Origin of the sequence: Novosphingobium ginsenosidimutans (assembly GCF_007954425.1) — a bacterium.
Lineage (GTDB): Bacteria > Pseudomonadota > Alphaproteobacteria > Sphingomonadales > Sphingomonadaceae > Novosphingobium > Novosphingobium ginsenosidimutans.
This window is the reverse complement of sequence record NZ_CP042345.1, coordinates 3,081,419-3,099,165: the sequence shown is the minus strand read 5'-3', so window position 1 is coordinate 3,099,165 and position 17,747 is coordinate 3,081,419. Positions and strand designations below refer to the sequence as shown.

General features: G+C 61.3%; 16 protein-coding genes. 13 read left to right on the top strand and 3 right to left on the bottom strand.

Translation table 11 applies throughout. The annotated features are described in order from the left end of the window. Positions 1-10: 10 nt before the first annotated feature. Complete coding sequence (locus FRF71_RS15285; RefSeq protein ID WP_147091465.1) at positions 11-1,570, bottom strand: proton-conducting transporter transmembrane domain-containing protein; 1,560 nt, start codon at positions 1,568-1,570, stop codon at positions 11-13. A 104-nt stretch (positions 1,571-1,674) separates the two neighbouring features. On the opposite strand from FRF71_RS15285, the gene FRF71_RS15280 reads away from it, so the two are divergent. After that, positions 1,675-2,547 (top strand): LysR family transcriptional regulator, encoded by an 873-nt coding sequence (locus FRF71_RS15280; RefSeq protein WP_147091464.1) that lies wholly within the window; start codon positions 1,675-1,677, stop codon positions 2,545-2,547. Here the strand turns inward: FRF71_RS15280 and FRF71_RS15275 are convergent. Both FRF71_RS15275 and FRF71_RS15270 read right to left on the bottom strand, forming a co-directional pair. Continuing rightward, positions 2,521-2,763 carry a hypothetical protein gene (locus tag FRF71_RS15275; RefSeq protein WP_147091463.1) on the bottom strand — a complete coding sequence of 81 codons (243 nt, stop codon included), beginning with the start codon at positions 2,761-2,763 and terminating at the stop codon, positions 2,521-2,523. The genes FRF71_RS15280 and FRF71_RS15275 overlap by 27 nt on opposite strands. A gap of 304 nt (positions 2,764-3,067) precedes the next feature. Beyond that, on the bottom strand, positions 3,068-5,131 hold the full coding sequence (locus FRF71_RS15270) for a putative bifunctional diguanylate cyclase/phosphodiesterase (RefSeq protein WP_147091462.1): 2,064 nt from the start codon (positions 5,129-5,131) through the stop codon (positions 3,068-3,070). A 331-nt stretch (positions 5,132-5,462) separates the two neighbouring features. Here FRF71_RS15270 and FRF71_RS15265 point away from each other — a divergent pair, with 331 nt between their 5' ends. From FRF71_RS15265 to FRF71_RS15210, 12 genes are all read left to right on the top strand, one after another. After that, positions 5,463-6,374: a glutathione S-transferase family protein gene (locus FRF71_RS15265; RefSeq protein WP_161597992.1), complete on the top strand. Its 912-nt coding sequence runs from the start codon at positions 5,463-5,465 to the stop codon at positions 6,372-6,374. A gap of 437 nt (positions 6,375-6,811) precedes the next feature. Continuing rightward, positions 6,812-7,183 carry a 30S ribosomal protein S12 gene (gene rpsL, locus FRF71_RS15260; RefSeq protein ID WP_147091460.1) on the top strand — a complete coding sequence of 124 codons (372 nt, stop codon included), beginning with the start codon at positions 6,812-6,814 and terminating at the stop codon, positions 7,181-7,183. Positions 7,184-7,247: 64 nt separating this feature from the next. After that, positions 7,248-7,718, top strand: a complete 471-nt coding sequence (gene rpsG, locus FRF71_RS15255; RefSeq protein WP_147091459.1) for a 30S ribosomal protein S7 — start codon at positions 7,248-7,250, stop codon at positions 7,716-7,718. 81 nt (positions 7,719-7,799) lie between these two features. After that, positions 7,800-9,872 carry an elongation factor G gene (fusA, locus tag FRF71_RS15250; RefSeq protein WP_147091458.1) on the top strand — a complete coding sequence of 691 codons (2,073 nt, stop codon included), beginning with the start codon at positions 7,800-7,802 and terminating at the stop codon, positions 9,870-9,872. A 267-nt stretch (positions 9,873-10,139) separates the two neighbouring features. After that, a complete protein-coding gene (locus FRF71_RS15245) occupies positions 10,140-12,821 on the top strand; it encodes a TonB-dependent receptor plug domain-containing protein (protein WP_238339298.1) in 2,682 nt (893 codons plus the stop codon). A gap of 78 nt (positions 12,822-12,899) precedes the next feature. Beyond that, positions 12,900-13,442 carry a GNAT family N-acetyltransferase gene (locus FRF71_RS15240; RefSeq protein ID WP_147091697.1) on the top strand — a complete coding sequence of 181 codons (543 nt, stop codon included), beginning with the start codon at positions 12,900-12,902 and terminating at the stop codon, positions 13,440-13,442. Positions 13,443-13,665: 223 nt separating this feature from the next. Continuing rightward, complete coding sequence (tuf, locus tag FRF71_RS15235) at positions 13,666-14,856, top strand: elongation factor Tu (protein WP_147091457.1); 1,191 nt, start codon at positions 13,666-13,668, stop codon at positions 14,854-14,856. 83 nt (positions 14,857-14,939) lie between these two features. Continuing rightward, a complete protein-coding gene (locus FRF71_RS15230; RefSeq protein WP_147091456.1) occupies positions 14,940-15,293 on the top strand; it encodes a hypothetical protein in 354 nt (117 codons plus the stop codon). Positions 15,294-15,513: 220 nt separating this feature from the next. Next, complete coding sequence (gene rpsJ / locus FRF71_RS15225; RefSeq protein ID WP_147091455.1) at positions 15,514-15,825, top strand: 30S ribosomal protein S10; 312 nt, start codon at positions 15,514-15,516, stop codon at positions 15,823-15,825. Positions 15,826-16,055: 230 nt separating this feature from the next. Further along, positions 16,056-16,814, top strand: a complete 759-nt coding sequence (gene rplC / locus FRF71_RS15220) for a 50S ribosomal protein L3 (protein WP_147091454.1) — start codon at positions 16,056-16,058, stop codon at positions 16,812-16,814. 3 nt (positions 16,815-16,817) lie between these two features. Beyond that, the gene (gene rplD / locus FRF71_RS15215; protein ID WP_147091453.1) at positions 16,818-17,444 is read left to right on the top strand and encodes a 50S ribosomal protein L4; all 627 of its coding nucleotides are present in this window, start codon (positions 16,818-16,820) and stop codon (positions 17,442-17,444) included. Continuing rightward, positions 17,437-17,742, top strand: a complete 306-nt coding sequence (locus FRF71_RS15210; RefSeq protein ID WP_147091452.1) for a 50S ribosomal protein L23 — start codon at positions 17,437-17,439, stop codon at positions 17,740-17,742. Before rplD ends, FRF71_RS15210 begins: the two co-directional genes overlap by 8 nt. Positions 17,743-17,747 lie beyond the last annotated feature (5 nt).

Sequence of the window (17,747 nt, the reverse complement as noted above, 5' to 3'; positions counted from 1 at the left end):
TTTCGATCGGTCAGCGCGGCAGCCGCGTTGACCAGTTGCCGATCAGCCGGTCGAACACGGCATTGGCGTAAAGCCCGTTGGAAAGGTGGACGCGCAGGCCCGAAGCGGCCGGGTGCGTCGCCCAGAGCGGGAACAGCGCCTGGGCAACCGCGGTCAGGCCGAAGCTGGCAACCGCAAGCGCCAGCAGCGTCCATTCGAGCGGGCCGGGGGCCGGGGTCGCCGGAAGCGTTCCGGCGGTCAGCCATTCGGATCCGCGCTGCAGGCCGAAGTAGCCCAGCGAGGCGAGGGTCGAATAGAGCGCAGTCTGCCGGGTCAGCTGGCGCGGCGCCTTGTCGGCAAGGCCTTGCGCCAGGAGGTAGGCCACCCCGAAGACCAGGATCGCGCCCAGGCCGATCGCTTGCGGCGGCTTGTCACCCAGGCCGAACAGCGCCCCGATCGCGGCGTAGATCGCCAGCGCCAGAGCAAAGGCCGCCGCAACGTTCCGTCCGCTTGGTACGGCGACTGGGCCCGGCCGGCGGATTGCCGCGACAACATCCACCGCCGTCCCCGATGAGAGGAACGCATGGGCCTTGTAGAAGGAGTGCGCGACGATGTGCAGCAGCGCGAGCGGGAACAGCGCAAGGCCGCACTGCATGATCATGAAACCCATCTGCGCGATGGTCGACCAGGCGAGCGAGTTCTTGACCGCCGGTTGGCCCAGCATCGCCAATCCGCCCAGCAGCGCAGTGAAGCCGCCAATCATGACCAGCACCGCCAGCACGCCGGGCGTAAGCAGCATGATGTCCGCAAACCGCACCAGCAGGAAACCGCCGCCGTTGACCACGCCGGCATGCAGCAGGGCCGAAACCGGCGTGGGCGTGTCCACCACTTCGGTCAGCCAGCCGTGGGTCGGGAACTGCACCGATTTGAGTACCGCGGCGATGGCAAGCAAGCCGGCCGCGACCTGTGCGCCAACCGGCGCCAGGCCGCCGCGCGCATCGGCCTGGATCGTCGCCAGATCGATCGTGCCATAGGCTTGCCACAGCAGGACCGCGGCCCCCGCCAAGGCTGCGTCGCTGATCCGGGCGACGATGAACTTCTTGCGCGCTCCGCGGATCGCCTGCAGCCGTTCGGGATAGAACAGCAGCAAGCGATGCAGACACAAGCTGGTGGCGATCCAGGCCACCACCAGCTGCACCAGGTTGCCGGCCAGGACGAACAGCAGGACATTGGCCAGCGTCGCCGCCATCCAGCCGATGAACGCGCCCTGGCGCGCTTCGCCGTCAAGATAGTTCGCCGAATAGCGCAGCACCGCCCAGCCAATGGTCGCGATCATGGCCAGCATCGTGGCGCTTACCGCATCGAGCCGGATCGAAAGGCCGATCCCGCCCGCGCCGATGAACGCCGATGTCGCCGATCCGGTGGAAACCAGTTGCACCACGCTGGCGATTGATATCGCGATCGCGACAAGGGCGGCCGCTTCGGCCTGAGCCAGCAGCAGACGCGGGCGCCGGCCGGGCGTGAGCCAGGCCAGCCCGGCGACGAGCGCAAACAGCAGCGGCGCGGCGAGCGGAAGGGAAGGGTGGATCATGAAGGCTCCGACAGAGGAAAGCAGCAGTCGGACGGCCGATAGGCGCTAGGCTTTATCAAGAAAAATACATTGTTTTGCACAATACGTTCTGTTTAAGTGAACATATGAGTGAGCTGAACTATCACCACCTGCGCTACTTCCATGCGGTGGCCGTCGATGGGAACCTGACGCGCGCTGCAACTGCCCTGAATGTCTCGCAGTCTGCGGTCTCCACGCAGATCCGGCTGCTGGAAGAGCGCCTGGGCCACCGACTGTTCGAGCGGCGCGGCCGCGCGCTGCTGCTTACCGAAGCGGGCCGCATCGCGCTCGACTATGCCAATTCCATCTTCACCAGCGGTGACGAGCTGATCGCGACACTGCAACAGGGCGAGCGCCAGCGGCGGGTGCTGCGGGTCGGTTCGCTGGCCACCTTGTCCCGCAACTTCCAGCTCAAGTTCCTGCGTCCGCTGCTGGGTCGAAGCGATGTTGAGGTCATCGTGCGGTCCGGCAGCGCGGGAGAGCTGTTCCACGCGCTCGAAGATCTGCAGATCGACATTGTGCTGACCAACCAGCCACCCCCGGCCGACACGCTTGGCAACCTGATCGTCCGCAAGCTTGATGAGCAGCCAATCAGCCTGATCGCCATTCCATCCCTGCTGGCTGGCGATCTTTCAATCGAGCAGCGCCTGGCCAGCACCCCGGTGATCCTGGCGACGTCCGGGTCCACGCTGCGGATGAGTTTCGATGCCATGGCAGCGCGGCTTGGGATCAAGCCACAGATCGCGGCCGAGGTTGACGACATGGCGATGATGCGCTTGCTGACGCGCGAAGGCATCGGTCTTGCCGCGCTGCCCCCGATTGTCGTGCGCGACGAACTTGCGAGCGGGGAACTGGTCGAATGTGCCAAGCTGCCCGGTGTCATGGAAACCTTTTACGGGGTCACGGCAGAGCGGCGGTTCCCCAACCCCCTGCTAGAGGTTCTGATCGCCGCAGCTTGACCGGGCCGGCCATCCCGCCTCAGGCTCCGCCTTCTCAGCCGCCTCTTTCTCCGCCACCGCTTTCTCGGCCGCGCGCCGCCGCTCGGCCATCAGGTTCAGCGGCGCCTTGTGGCGATAAGGCTTGAACCCCCGCAGCGGATCGCCCTTCTTCAGCGGCAGATCGGCAAAGGCCGTGCGGCTAGTCCGCCGCGAAGGGCGAGGGGAGCGGCAGGCCAAAGATCCTCCCTGAGCATGCTCGGGGAGGGGGACCATCGCAGATGGTGGAGGGATATTTCACACTCGCATAGCCGCAAATCCGCAAACACCCCAGCCAGTGCCGCGCCAACGGGCGGCACATCAGACGAATGGGAAGACATCAGGCAGGTTCCTCGTGCTGGAAAAATGTTGGATTCCCCTGCGGAGGGAAACACTTACACGAGGCGGGGGTGTGTAGGAAAATGGTTTGTGGCGGCTTTGCTGGACTGTCCGGAATGGCGGCTTTTGAAGCGGCGAGAAGCTGAAAATCCGAATGGTCCGCGATCTATTGGCGCCCACCAAATCCTGGCCGGTCCTTCAATACGGTACCCAGGTCACTGAACCCTGATAAGGCGAATTTCGCGACTTCAGACCCCTGCAAACCCCGTAGCGCTGTTTCCGCGTCGACCGGCCTGCCGAAATGGTAGCCTTGCATTTGTCGAACCCCAATGCTGCGGGCAACAGCCTGCTGGGATAGGCTCTCGATGCCTTCGATCGTGCACTGTAGCCCAAGATGGCGAGATAAGCTGAGAATGGTTCCAACGATCGCGCGTGAACGCTCGTTCTCGACCAGGTCCCGCGCAAAGCTTTGGTCAACCTTGAGGCAGTCAATCGGCAAGTTATGAACATGGCTAAGCGAGGATTGCCCCGTTCCAAAATCGTCAAGGGCGATTTGCAGCCCGATTGCGCGGAGCGCAGTTAGGTTTGCAGCAGCTTTTCTGTAGTCGGACAACAATGCGGTCTCAGTTATCTCTAAGGTGATACTGGAGTTTGGTGCCGACGATTGCTCGATGATTTTACCAATCCGGTCAGATGTGTCGTCGCGAAGAATATCGTGGGCAGACAGATTGATAGCCAAACGGCAGCCCCAATTCCACGCAGGGCACTCATCAAGAGCGGTTGCGAGAACATGATCGGTCAATTCACCAATGCGCCCTGTTGCTTCCGCCAAGCGAATGAATTCAGCAGGAGGAAGTAGCGTGTCACCGTCGCGAGACCATCGAACAAGCGCCTCCAGAGTGACGACCCGGCCCGTATCGACGTCCACTATCGGCTGATAAACCAGCTTTAGCTGGCTCTTGAAGTCTGCACTTGTGAATGCCTTCGCGATCTCGCGCCGCTCCAAAAGGCCCACCTCATCCACATCTGTAAAAACAGATATGCATCCGGTTTCGCCAGCTTTCGCGCGATAGAGCGCCGAGTCCGCACGCTCGAAACATGCGCTAATGCTTGCGCCCACGCATTTGTAAGCGCCAATTGACGTCTGCGCGGACAAGCACAGCTGATTCCAAGCAATTGGCTCGGCAATTGATTGGGCTAACGCCTCCAGCTCCGATTTTACTTCGCTGAGTGAAAGCGTGCCAGACAAGAGTACTGCAAACTCGTCCCCGCCCATGCGCCCGGACGTAACGATGCCGCGACTAGCCTCAATGCGGTCACTTACAGTCATCAGGATATGGTCGCCTACGGGGTGGCCATGCGTGTCGTTAATCAATTTAAACCCGTTGAGGTCCAGGATTGCCAGCCATGGACGTGTAGACGGCGGCCCGATCAGTGCTTCCCCCAGCAACTCTTGGAATCGCCGCCGATTAAGGGCGCCAGTTAGAGGGTCATGCATCGCCAAGGTGCGATGCTTGAGAGCAAGGCTGGCAAACTGCTTTTTGCGCCGACCGGCAAGTTGCCGCGACTGCTCAAGGAAAACGAAGTCCCGGTGGTAGGTGACCGTAATCAATACGAGCAAGATCGAGACTGCAGTTTGAACTCCGACAATGGCGACGCGATTGGGGTGATCATGTAACAAGAACACGACGCTTGCGGGCAGCATTCCAATTAGAGCCATTCGAATTGCAGTTTTTGGAGAATGGCTGAGGCCAAGAATTCCAGTAAAACAGGTCACAGCGGTCACATAATGGATCAAGCTTTGCTGGGGTTGGTCCCCATAAGGGTACAATGACAAGACCCAGCTGATCTGCCCGAGTGAAACCGCGGACCCAAGCAATGGTAGTCTGTCTATGTCTCTTTTGAGGAGCGGCAATGATCGGCGCTGGACATTAATCGGTAGCCAGTACGTGGCCCTGGCAAGCAGCGCGGCCAGCATCGGCAATGGCAGCCAGAATACCAAGGCAGCAGGGGCAGACTGTCTGAAGGTCACCATCATGGTGACAATGTTCACCATCGTCACAACGTAAACCAGCGGGAGGCGATGCGAGAGATTTTCCGCATATGCCTGCGTGAAACCATCGCCGGTTTGGGGCGCAGGGCTTGGGCCAAATAGCTTACGGAGCAACCCCCGGCTGGATCGGACCGGACCGCTTTCGACAGGTTGTGGATGAACCACCGGATTGCTCATGCTCAAGGCCGTAATGCGGAACCATGAATTTTTTCTACTTGGATCAGTGGTAGTTACCGGACCATGGCCCGTAGCCTTTTGCAGTTGGTACCGGAGACTTTTTAGGAAGTGATTTCAGACAGGCAGCACCAACATATCTGAAGAGCCATGTTGAGGCAGCTATGCCTCTTCCCCTCCAAGCAGCGACCCATGTATACCAGCAAACGCACCTATGCCGTTCGCTGCCAATAAGCGGGCAAGTAGACGGGTATGCCTTGTTCGCTTAGATCGCCCTTGCCTCGTTCGGGCACAATCTATTTGTTACCGACGTCTCGTCCCGGAGCCCTGCATGATGCCAGACGTCATTCTCCACCAGTACGATACCTCCCCCTTTTCGGAGAAGATCCGGGTCTGTTTGGGTATCAAGGATCTGGCGTGGTGCGCCGTCGACCAGCCAGTGATCATGCCAAAGCCCAATCTGGTGCCGCTGACTGGCGGATATCGCCGCATTCCGGTGATGCAGATCGGAGCCGACATCTACTGCGATAGCCAGCTGATTGTCCGAGAACTTGAGCGACGCTTTCCGCAACAGCAGCTCTATCCGGCAGGAAGCGAGGCCTTCGCCAATGCGGTTGAACAGATGTGCGACAAGGCTGTGTTCCAGTCCGCCGTTGTGGCGATCTTCGGCTCGATCGGAGAAAACGTCGACCCTGCCTTCATCAAGGATCGCGAGGCGCTGAGCGGCCAGCCATTCAATGTCGCGGCCATGAAGGCGCTTGCGCCGTTCGCGATCACTCAGATCAAGGCCCATGCTGCCCTTCTTGCGCAGCAGCTGGCGGATGGCCGGGCCTTTCTTGCCGGTACCGATCCCTGCCTGGCCGACGCCGCCGCGTACTATAACTTCTGGTTTGTGCGCGCCTTTGCACCCGGAATTGCCGACCAGTTCGAAGACTTGGCCGGCTTTGACGCCTGGTATGGCCGCGTAACCGCGATCGGCCACGGCAAGCGGACTGCGATGGCACCGGCACAGGCGCTCGAAATTGCCGCCATGTCACAACCAGACGAGGCCGAAACGCTAGATTGCGATGCCAGGCTTCAGGGCATGACAGTGGCGCTGTCCGCCACCGACTATGGCCGCGATCCCATCGTTGGAGCTTTTGCGGGCTCGACCCATTTCAGCCTGACAGTCGCGCGAGACATGCCCGAACTAGGCAGGGTAAACGTCCATGTCCCGCGGCTCGGATATTCGCTCAGCGTTGCGTAGATTTGGGCTGCCAAGCCGCGACGTCGATTAAGGCCGGCATGTGCGTCAAAATTGGAAACAATCTGGGGCGATTTACCAGCCGATAATGACGAAGACACATTGCCCGCTGCCAATGTCGCAAGAAACATGCGCGGCGCTAAGCGCGCCAAACCAAGCTGCCTACCAACCCGCTCCAACCCTTGACCAAATCCAACATCCCGCCTAAGGGCCGCGCTCTTCCAGGGCCAAGGCAACTTACGTCCCGGATTGAGCTGAACATTGCCGGGGCGCCTGCTTTCACAGGTAAACCGTCAAAGTAACCCGGTCTTTTCAGCCGGGTGGAGCGTTTTCGGCTCGCGATTGATCGCCGGGTGGGGCCAGTCCCCGCCGCTGCGCTGTTCGCGATTCGCTTGCTCTTCACCCTGCCGCGATGGCCACAACCTAGGTGAAGAGATTCAATGCCTACGATCAACCAGCTGATCCGCAAGGGTCGCGAACCGCAGAAGGCCAAGAGCAAGGTCCCTGCGATGGAACAGAACCCGCAGAAGCGCGGCGTCTGCACCCGTGTTTACACCACCACCCCGAAGAAGCCGAACTCGGCGCTGCGCAAGGTTGCCAAGATCCGCCTGACGAACGCGCGCGAAGTGATTTCGTACATCCCGGGTGAAGGCCACAACCTGCAGGAGCACTCGGTGGTGCTGATCCGCGGCGGCCGTGTGCGCGACCTTCCGGGCGTGCGCTATCACGTGCTGCGCGGCGTGCTCGACACCCAGGGCGTCAAGGACCGCAAGAAGAGCCGTTCGAAGTACGGCGCCAAGCGTCCCAAGTAAGCCTGCGGGCTGGTTTTCACGGCCGGCGCGCCTGTCGCGCGGCCGCAGATAAGGAATAGAAGCGATGTCACGTCGTCGTCGTCCCGAGAAGCGGGAGATCCTGCCGGATCCGAAGTTCAACGATCAGATCCTGTCGAAGTTCATGAACAACCTCATGCTCGACGGTAAGAAGTCGGTTGCCGAAAGCATCGTTTACGGTGCGCTCGAAACCATGGAGACCCGGGCCAAGGCCGATCCGGTCCAGCTGTTCCACGATGCGCTGAACAACGTGAAGCCGCAGATCGAAGTGCGCAGCCGCCGTGTTGGTGGTGCGACCTATCAGGTGCCGGTCGAAGTTCGTCCGGAACGCGCCCAGGCGCTGGCCATCCGCTGGCTGATCACCGCCGCGCGCAACCGCAGCGAAACCACGATGAGCGCGCGCCTTTCGGCCGAGCTGCTCGACGCTGCCAACAACCGCGGCAACGCGGTAAAGAAGCGCGAAGACACCCACCGCATGGCCGACGCGAACCGCGCGTTCAGCCACTACCGCTGGTAAGGCGTCACACCGCGGTCACAAAACTGCACCAGGGGCGGGAGCTGCAGCGCAGCTCCGCTCCGACTTAAGGAAACCCAGACCATGGCACGCAGCCATCCTCTTGAAAAATACCGCAATTTCGGTATCATGGCGCACATCGACGCCGGCAAGACCACCACGACCGAGCGGATCCTCTACTACACCGGCAAGTCCTACAAGATCGGCGAAGTCCACGACGGCGCCGCGACCATGGACTGGATGGAGCAGGAGCAGGAGCGCGGGATCACGATCACCTCGGCCGCCACGACCTGCATCTGGCAAGATCACCGCCTGAACATCATCGACACCCCGGGCCACGTTGACTTCACCATCGAAGTCGAACGCTCGCTGCGCGTGCTCGACGGTGCGGTTGCCGCGTTCGACGGCGTTGCCGGCGTTGAGCCGCAGTCGGAAACCGTGTGGCGCCAGGCGGACAAGTACAAGGTTCCGCGGATGTGCTTCATCAACAAGCTCGACCGCACCGGCGCCAACTTCTACTACTGCGTCCAGACGATCATCGATCGCCTGGGTGCCACCCCGGCGGTGCTGTACCTGCCGATCGGCGCCGAAAGCGATTTCAAGGGCTTGGTCGACCTCGTCGAAAACCGCGCAATCATCTGGAAGGATGAAAGCCTGGGCGCCGAGTTCTACTATGAAGAAATCCCGGCCGACCTTGCCGACAAGGCTGCTGAATATCGTGAAAAGCTGATCGAACTCGCCGTCGAACAGGACGACGTGGCGATGGAAGCTTACCTCGATGGAAACGAGCCGGATGTCGCGACGCTCAAGGCGCTGATCCGCAAGGGCACGCTTAACCAGTCGTTCGTGCCGGTGCTGTGCGGCTCGGCGTTCAAGAACAAGGGCGTTCAGCCGCTGCTCGACGCGGTGGTAGACTACCTGCCTTCGCCGCTCGACATCGAAGACGTGCAGGGCATCAATCCCGACACTGACGAGCCCGACAGCCGCGCCACGGCAGACGACGCGCCGTTCTCGGCCTTGGCGTTCAAGATCATGAACGACCCGTTCGTCGGCTCGCTCACCTTCACCCGCATCTATTCGGGCACGCTGACCAAGGGCAGCTACCTGAACTCGGTGAAGGGCAAGAAGGAAAAGGTTGGCCGCATGCTGCTGATGCATGCCAACAGCCGCGAAGACATCGAAGAAGCCCACGCTGGCGATATCGTTGCGCTGGCCGGCCTCAAGGAAACCACCACCGGGGATACGCTCTGCGCCGAAAGGCAGCCGATCATCCTTGAGCGGATGGAATTCCCCGAGCCGGTCATCGAGCTGTCGGTTGAACCCAAGACCAAGGCCGACCAGGAAAAGATGGGCATCGCGCTCAACCGCCTGGCTGCCGAAGATCCCTCGTTCCGCGTCTCGACCGATCATGAATCGGGCCAGACGATCATCAAGGGCATGGGCGAACTGCACCTCGAAATCCTCGTCGACCGCATGAAGCGCGAGTTCAAGGTCGAAGCCAACGTTGGCGCGCCGCAGGTGGCCTATCGCGAATACCTCGCGAAGCCGGTGGACATCGACTACACCCACAAGAAGCAGTCGGGTGGTACCGGTCAGTTTGGCCGCGTGAAGGTCAAGGTTACCCCGGGTGAGCGCGGTTCAGGCTTTATCTTCAAGGATGAAATCAAGGGCGGCAACATTCCGAAGGAATACATTCCCGCCATTGAAAAGGGCTTCCGTGAAACGGCCGAAACCGGCTCGCTCATCGGCTTCCCGATCATCGACTTTGAAGTGCTGCTCTATGATGGTGCGTACCACGACGTCGACTCATCGGCCCTGGCCTTCGAAATTGCCGCGCGCGGTGCGATGCGTGAAGTTGCCCAGAAGTCGGGCATCAAGCTGCTCGAGCCGATCATGAAGGTGGAAGTGATCACGCCGGAGGAATACCTTGGCGATGTGATTGGCGACATCAACTCGCGGCGTGGCCAGATCCAGGGCACGGATACGCGCGGCAACGCGCAGGCCGTGACCGCGATGGTGCCGCTCGCGAACATGTTTGGTTACGTCAACCAGCTGCGTTCGTTCACGCAGGGCCGGGCGAACTACTCCATGTTCTTCGACCACTACGACGAGGTCCCGGCAAATGTCGCGGCCGAGGTCAAGGAAAAGCTGGCCTGATCCAGAAATACCGCTGTCACCGCTCATGGTGACAGCGGGGGTTGCTATTTGGCGGCGCGGCCGACCTGCAAAGGGTCGACCGCGCCGTCGTCGTTTGGATGGTCCCGAAGGGCATCACGCAAATCATCCAGATAGCCATATGCGACATGAAGGCCACAGTCGCACGAGATTCTGCAGAGCGATCTTTTCTATTTAAAACAACGAACTAGACTCGAAACGCGGCCAGCCGGCTGGCTGCATCTTTTATGGCAAAAAGGGGTCTCAGTTATGGTGTCTTGGCACAGCCGCAAGGAACTCAGGGCTAACATGATCAGCGGCGTTGCCGCATTGGCGCTTCTTCCGGCTGCGCCAGCAGTCGCCCAGACAGCCGGCGATACGTCAGCCGAAACGGCGGAGGCCGAACTGGTCGTGATCGGGACACGGCGAACCGACCGCTCGGTTACTGACAGTCCTTCGCCAATTGACGTTATCGGCGCGACCGAGCTGGGCCAGCAGCCGACTGCGGACATGCTCGATACGGTACGCAACCTGGTGCCCTCGTTCTTTGTGCCGCAGAACACGATTTCGGATGCTTCAACCTTTGTGCGTCCGCCCTCGCTGCGCGGCCTTGGCGCCGACCAGATCCTCGTGATGATCAATGGCAAGCGCTATAACCGCGCCGCGCTGGTTCAAGTCTATTCTGGTGCCGATACGGCGCTGTCCTATGGATCGCAGGGCGCCGATATCGCGAACATTCCCGCAATTGCGGTTAAGAACCTGCAGATTCTGCGCGACGGCGCGACGGCGCAGTACGGTTCGGACGCGATCGGCGGCGTCATCAACTACCAGATTCGCGACGATGCAGGGTTCGAACTACAGGCCCTTTATGGTCAGAACTATGAAGGTGATGGCGATCGCAAGCAGGTTGCCGGCTATGCCGGGTTCAAGTTTGGCGATGGTGGTTATGCCTCCATCAGCGGTGAGTGGTACGATCAGGACGGCACCAGCCGCGGCGCAACTCGCCCAGTTGTTGCGGCGCTCGCCCTGACAAATCCCACCCTGGCAGCACAATTGCCGAACTACCCCGGTCCGGTCCAGATCTGGGGTACCTCGCCGGGCGATGGGTGGAAGGTGTTTGGCAATCTGGGCTTTGCGTTTTCCGAGGCTGCCAAAGTCTATCTCACCGTCAACGCTGCCCAGAGCGATGCCAATCAGAGCTTCAACTATCGCTCCTCTACGAGCCTGGCTGGCACGCTCCAGGCCGATACAGGCACGGGCACACCGCTCACGGTTACGTCGGCCTTTTCGGGTGCCCTGCGGGCCAACGGGTCGTTCAACACGATCTACACCACGCCGTGCCCGACCGGTAACGCAACCTGTCCGTCGGGCGGGTTCGTCCAGAACGGCTCGACATTCAGTTTCACCTCAATTTACCCGGCCGGCTTTACCCCGCGCTTCATCGGCGAAGTGGAACAGTTGTACGGCACAGGCGGTATCAAGGGCGAACTCGGCGGCGGGCTGACCTATGATCTGTCAGCGACGCTCGCACGCAATTCGCTGAACCTGTCGATGACCAACTCGCTCAGCCCATCGTTCGGTCCGCTGAGCCAGACCTCGTTCTTCTTTGGTGAACTGATCCAGCGCGAGCAGACTTTCAATCTTGATCTGACTTATCCGGTTGAAGTCGGCTTTGCGAGCCCGATCACGTTCTCGGCCGGGGCCGAGCATCGCCGCGAAGAATACGAAAAGACCGTTGGTGATCTGCAGTCCTACGCTGCCGGTCCCTATGCCCGTCAGCCGCTCTACGTGCAGACTGCGCCGGGCGTCTATGCCCCGGCACTCAACGGCTCGGGTGCGCAGATTATCGCGACCCAGTCGCCGGCTGCGAGCGGGTACGGCGGCGTCAGCCCGGTCTTTTCCGGCAAGAACGCCCAGAAGAGCTACGGCATCTATGCCGGCGCCGAAGCCGACATCACCGAGGCCTTCACGATGGGCGTGGCCGGCCGTTTTGAGCATTACGACACCTTTGGCGATGCCTTTGTGTGGAAAGCCAACGCCCTGCTCGAGCTTTCGCCCGAGCTCTCGGTCCGTGCAACCATCGGTACCGGCTTCCACGCACCGTCACCAGGGCAGAACAACACCCAGATCGTCACCACCAACTTCCTAGGGGGCCAGCAAACCCAGACCGGTACCTATCCGGTGACCAGCTCGATTGCGCAGTACTATGGCGCAACCTCGCTGCGGCCCGAACGGTCGAACAATTATGGTGCGGGCTTCATCCTTAAGCCGCTCGACGGCCTGACGATGACCGTCGACGGCTACATCATCGACGTACGTAACCGCATCGGCATTTCCCAGAACTTCAACGTGACCGCAGCTAACGTTGCAGCATTGCCTGCGCTGGCGGCTGTAGGTGTTGGGGGCGTGGTGAATTACTTCACCAACGGCTTCAACACCTCGACCAAGGGTATCGATGCGGTCACAACCTATCGCACTACCCTTGCCGATGGCCCGCTGAACCTGACGCTGGCCTATGCCTACAACAAGAGCACGGTGAAGGACTTCAACCCGGCCGTGATCAGCGCAGCGCAGCGGTTCAATATTTCCAATCTACCGCCTCGCCATCGCATCAATGCCTCGGCCAACTGGCAGCTTGGCGATTTCCAGGCCAACGCCCGTATCAATTACTTCAGTTCCTGGGCCAACCAGCTTGAGTATCCGGGCCAGCGCTTTGGCCGCAAGGCGACGGCTGATCTCGACGTCAGCTACACCTTCGCCGAGCATTTCACGCTTACCGTCGGAGCGAACAATCTGTTCGATACCTATCCTGACAGGATCAAGGCGAGCACCACAAATCCCGTCTACGCGATCACTGGCAGCCTCGCCGACGGGCAGGTCTATCCTCGTTCGGGCGGTCCGTTCGGGATGAACGGAGGCTTCTATTACGCAAGGCTCCGGATTAAGTACTGAGCCAAGATGATTGTATGACTAGAGCGGGCGGGGAGGGTTGTACCTTCCCGCCCGTGCTGTCTTGAGGTGCTGACGATCATGGCCGAGACATTTAGGCACCGGATCGCGAATGACGCCGACATCCCCGCCCTGCGCGAGGTGATGCGCCTGGCGATCGAACAATTGCAGCACCAATTCCTGTCTCCTGTGCAAGTGGCAGCGAGTCACAAGGTGATGGGCCTCGACAGCCAGCTGGTTCGCGACGGTACATATTTTGTGGTGGAGGCGGGTGGCCGGATCGCCGGCTGCGGCGGGTGGAGCTTTCGGGCAACACTGTTTGGCGGCGATGACAGCATCGTGGCGCGCGAGCCGGCCCGGCTCGATCCGCTGCGCGATGCTGCCAAGATTCGGGCGATGTACACGGATCCTGCCTTCGTGCGCCGCGGTGTGGGCGCCCTGATCCTTGATCTGTGCGAGGCGGCTGCACGCCAGGCAGGCTTTGCGCGGGTCGAATTGATGGGGACAGCGGCGGGCGTGCCGCTCTACCGAAGTTGCGGGTATTCCCCGCTCGGACCGCTTGATCAGGTCGCAGTTGGCGAGGTTTTGGTGCCTCTGCAACGCATGATAAAGTCGCTGGTCTGACCTGGCCGACGGCGTATCGCAGGCGCGCGCCGGGCGAGCCTCTGTCGCGGCGCATTTTTTCTCTGGCATACGCAGCGGACATTCGCTATCGGCGCGCCTTCGCGAGGTACCGGACGACTCAAGCCGGTTCTGGCGTTCAGGGACGGACCCGTTCCACAGACAGAAATTCATTATCGAAAACGCGGTCAGCCGACGGTTGGCGGCGCGCTGCAAAGGAAAGACAATGGCTAAGGCTAAGTTTGAGCGGACCAAGCCGCACTGCAACATCGGCACCATCGGTCACGTTGACCATGGTAAGACCACGCTGACCGCCGCGATCACCAAGGTGATGGCCGAAATCAACGGTGGTGAAGCCGTTGACTTCGCAAACATCGACAAGGCTCCCGAAGAGCGCGAGCGTGGCATCACCATCTCGACCGCTCACGTCGAGTATGAAACCGCTGCCCGTCACTACGCGCACGTCGACTGCCCGGGCCACGCTGACTATGTGAAGAACATGATCACCGGCGCGGCGCAGATGGACGGTGCCATCCTCGTGGTGAACGCTGCTGACGGTCCGATGCCGCAGACCCGCGAGCACATCCTGCTCGCCCGCCAGGTCGGCGTGCCGGCTCTGGTCGTTTACATGAATAAGGTTGACCAGGTCGACGACGCGGAAATCCTCGAGCTCGTCGAACTCGAAATCCGCGAGCTGCTCAGCTCGTACGGTTTCGACGGCGACAACATCCCCGTAATCCCGGGTTCGGCCCTGGCCGCTCTGGAAGGCCGCGACGAAAACATCGGCAAGGACTCGATCGTTGCCCTGATGAACGCCGTCGACACTGCCATTCCGCAGCCGCCGCGTCCTACCGACAAGCCGTTCCTGATGCCGGTGGAAGACGTGTTCTCGATCTCGGGTCGCGGCACCGTCGTGACCGGGCGCGTCGAGACCGGTATCGTCAAGGTTGGCGACGAAGTCGAAGTGATCGGCCTCAAGGACACCCAGAAGACCGTCGTGACCGGCGTCGAAATGTTCCGCAAGCTGCTCGATCAGGGTGAAGCCGGCGACAACATCGGTGCCCTGGTTCGTGGTCTGAAGCGTGAAGACGTTGAGCGCGGCCAGGTTCTGGCCAAGCCGGGTTCGGTTACGCCGCACACCGAATTCAGCGCCGAAGTCTACGTGCTGTCGAAGGACGAAGGTGGCCGTCACACGCCGTTCTTCGCCAACTACCGCCCGCAGTTCTACTTCCGCACCACCGACGTGACCGGTGAAGTCGTGCTGCCGGAAGGCACCGAAATGGTCATGCCGGGCGACAACGTTGCCTTGTCGGTCAAGCTGATCGCGCCGATCGCGATGGACGAAGGTCTGCGCTTCGCAATCCGCGAAGGCGGCCGCACCGTCGGTTCGGGCGTTGTCTCGAAGATCACGAAGTAATTCGTCGATCCTCGGGCAACCGAGACAGAAAGGCCCGGTCTCCGCAAGGAGGCCGGGCTTTTTCGTTGCAGGAGGGGGAAGGGATGGCCCGTAAATACTCAAAGCACGGCCCGCGCGAAGACCTTTGGCGCGACGACGACGACAATCGGGACGAGGCACCGCCGCCACCCGATTGCTGGCTGTGCGAGCGGCCTTGCGGTGAAACGGTGATCTGGCACCATCCCGTGCCGAAGAGCCGCGGCGGGCGTGATACGGTGCCAATGCACCCGATCTGCCAGAACATGCTGATCACGACCTTCACCAATTCCGAGCTGCAGCGCTATGGGCTGGACGCCAGCTTGTTGCGGATCGAACCGCGCGTGGAAAAGTTCATTGCCTGGGTGGCCGGCAAGGATCCTGAATTCAACGCGCCGCTGGGAAAGAAGAAGCAACGTTAACCGGATCCACGGATCTGGAAGGCAAAGGCTGTTCTGTTTCGCGCTGGCCGCGGTTTTGGTTATTTTCTTGCTTGCGTGGTAGGGGCGGTCTCAACCCGGCAGAAATGCCGCAACTGCACAAGAAAAGAGGCTTGCGCGAATCCCATACCCTGTGTAGGGGCGCGGCTCGAATTTGGTCGGGGTGAAAGTCCCCGTGGCTCTTTCTCATCGGCAGGACACAATGGAAGCTCAGAATATCCGCATTCGTCTGAAGGCATTCGATCACCGCGTGCTCGATCAGGCGACTGGCGAAATCGCCGAGACTGCTCGCCGCACTGGCGCGCTGATCCGGGGCCCCATTCCTCTGCCGACCCAGATTGAGAAGTTCTGCGTTAACCGCGGGCCGCACATCGACAAGAAGTCGCGTGAGCAGTTCGAAGTGCGCACCTATAAGCGGCTGCTGGACATCGTGCAGCCGAACGCCACCACCGTGGACGCGCTGATGAAGCTCGACCTGGCGGCCGGCGTGAACGTCGAGATCAAGCTGGCCTAACGGCCAGCGGCCTTCGGGCCAAACCTTCCGGCTTCGGCCGGTTCGCGGGAACACTCCCGCGCTGACATAGGGATACCTCCGGCTTCGCCCCTCGGGGCAACTTGGCCGGGCAAGCGTCCCCCGTCTAGCCGCCGCAAGGTGGCACTCAGCCCGGACGGGGCTCGCTTCACATTTCGGGCTGAACACGCCTTTGGGGATGGTCCCCACAGGCCTCTGTAGGAGAACGGATCATGCGTACCGGCGTGATCGCCAAGAAGGTGGGGATGACCCGCCTGTTCCAGGAGGACGGCCGGCATGTGCCCGTGACCGTCCTGGCGCTGGAAGATTGCCAGGTGGTGTCCGTGCGCACCGCTGAAACCGACGGCTATGTCGCTGTTCAGCTGGGTGCCGGCAGTGCCAAGCAGAAGAACGTTGCCAAGCCGCAGCGTGAACATTTCGCCAAGGCTCAGGTTCCCCTGAAGGCCCAGGTTGTCGAATTCCGCGTGGCCGATGATGCCGTGCTGGAAGTCGGTGCAACGATCGCTGCCTCGCACTTCGTGCCGGGCCAGATGGTCGACGTTGCCGGCACGACCCAGGGTAAGGGTTTCCAGGGCGCTATGAAGCGCTGGGGTTTCGGCGGTATGCGCGCCACCCACGGTGTTTCGATCAGCCACCGTGCGCACGGTTCGACCGGTAACCGCCAGGATCCGGGCCGCGTCTTCAAGAACAAGAAGATGGCCGGCCACATGGGTGACCGCAACCGCACCCAGCAGAACCTCGAAGTCGTCCGCGTCGATGATGAGCGCGGCCTGATCTTCGTCAAGGGTTCGGTTCCGGGTGCCAAGAACTCCTGGTTGACCGTCAAGGACTCGGTGAAGGTCTCGCGCCACGCCGAAGCGCCCTATCCGGCCGGCCTCAAGGGCGCCGCCAACAGCAATGACTCGGCAGCTGCCGACACCCCGGCGGAAGACGTCGCGGCTGTCGAAGCCACCGAAGGCCAGGAGGGCTAAGTCGTGAAGGTGAAGCTTTCCAATCTCGATGGTACCGCCGGCAAGGGCGACATCGAGCTCAACGATGCGGTCTTCGGCCTTGAGCCGCGCGCCGACATCCTGCACCGCGTTGTCACCTGGCAGCTCGAGAACCGCCGCGGCATCGCCCGCGCCGCTCGCGAGCGTTCGGACGTGGCCCGCACCGGCAAGAAGTTCGGTCGCCAGAAGGGCGGCGGTACGGCTCGTCACGGTGACCGCAAGGCGCCGATCTTCATCGGCGGTGGCAAGGCCATGGGTCCGCGTCGTCGTGAATTCGACGTCTCGCTGAACAAGAAGGTCCGCGCACTGGGTCTCAAGATGGCGCTCTCGGCCAAGGCCAAGGGTAGCCTTGTCGTGATCGACAGCCTGGACATCAAGGACGTCAAGACCAAGGCCGTTGCCGCACAGCTCGCCAAGGCGAACTGGGGCAAGAAGGTGCTGGTGATCGACGGTGAAGCCGTGAACGAGGGTTTTGCCCGCGCTTCGGCCAACCTGGTGGGCGTGAACGTCCTCCCGGCGATCGGCGCCAATGTCTATGACATCCTGAAGCATGATACGCTGGTGCTGACGCGCGCCGCGGTCGAAAAGCTGGAGGCGCGTTTCAATGGCTAAGGACGCAATCGACACGCGTCACTACGACGTGATCGTGGCTCCCCACATCACCGAGAAGTCGACGCTGCTCAGCGAGAACAACGCTGTGGTCTTCAAGGTTGCCGACAAGGCGACCAAGCCCGAAATCAAGGCTGCCGTCGAGGCGCTGTTCGGGGTGAAGGTCAAGAGCGTGAACACGCTGACCCAGAAGGGCAAGACCAAGCGCTGGAAGGGCAAGCCCTACAAGCGCTCGGACGTAAAGAAGGCCGTTGTGACGCTGGCTGCTGGCCAGTCGATCGACGTCACCAGCGGGATCTGAGGCTG

Excerpts from the sequence above, each read along its gene's own strand:
- FRF71_RS15285 (WP_147091465.1), bottom strand. The coding sequence starts at position 1,570 with ATGATCCACCCTTCCCTTCCGCTCGCCGCGCCGCTGCTGTTTGCGCTC.
- FRF71_RS15280 (WP_147091464.1), top strand. The coding sequence starts at position 1,675 with ATGAGTGAGCTGAACTATCACCACCTGCGCTACTTCCATGCGGTGGCC.
- FRF71_RS15270 (WP_147091462.1), bottom strand. The coding sequence starts at position 5,131 with ATGAGCAATCCGGTGGTTCATCCACAACCTGTCGAAAGCGGTCCGGTC.
- FRF71_RS15265 (WP_161597992.1), top strand. The coding sequence starts at position 5,463 with ATGCCAGACGTCATTCTCCACCAGTACGATACCTCCCCCTTTTCGGAG.
- rpsL (WP_147091460.1), top strand. The coding sequence starts at position 6,812 with ATGCCTACGATCAACCAGCTGATCCGCAAGGGTCGCGAACCGCAGAAG.
- rpsG (WP_147091459.1), top strand. The coding sequence starts at position 7,248 with ATGTCACGTCGTCGTCGTCCCGAGAAGCGGGAGATCCTGCCGGATCCG.
- fusA (WP_147091458.1), top strand. The coding sequence starts at position 7,800 with ATGGCACGCAGCCATCCTCTTGAAAAATACCGCAATTTCGGTATCATG.
- FRF71_RS15245 (WP_238339298.1), top strand. The coding sequence starts at position 10,140 with ATGGTGTCTTGGCACAGCCGCAAGGAACTCAGGGCTAACATGATCAGC.
- FRF71_RS15240 (WP_147091697.1), top strand. The coding sequence starts at position 12,900 with ATGGCCGAGACATTTAGGCACCGGATCGCGAATGACGCCGACATCCCC.
- tuf (WP_147091457.1), top strand. The coding sequence starts at position 13,666 with ATGGCTAAGGCTAAGTTTGAGCGGACCAAGCCGCACTGCAACATCGGC.
- FRF71_RS15230 (WP_147091456.1), top strand. The coding sequence starts at position 14,940 with ATGGCCCGTAAATACTCAAAGCACGGCCCGCGCGAAGACCTTTGGCGC.
- rpsJ (WP_147091455.1), top strand. The coding sequence starts at position 15,514 with ATGGAAGCTCAGAATATCCGCATTCGTCTGAAGGCATTCGATCACCGC.
- rplC (WP_147091454.1), top strand. The coding sequence starts at position 16,056 with ATGCGTACCGGCGTGATCGCCAAGAAGGTGGGGATGACCCGCCTGTTC.
- FRF71_RS15210 (WP_147091452.1), top strand. The coding sequence starts at position 17,437 with ATGGCTAAGGACGCAATCGACACGCGTCACTACGACGTGATCGTGGCT.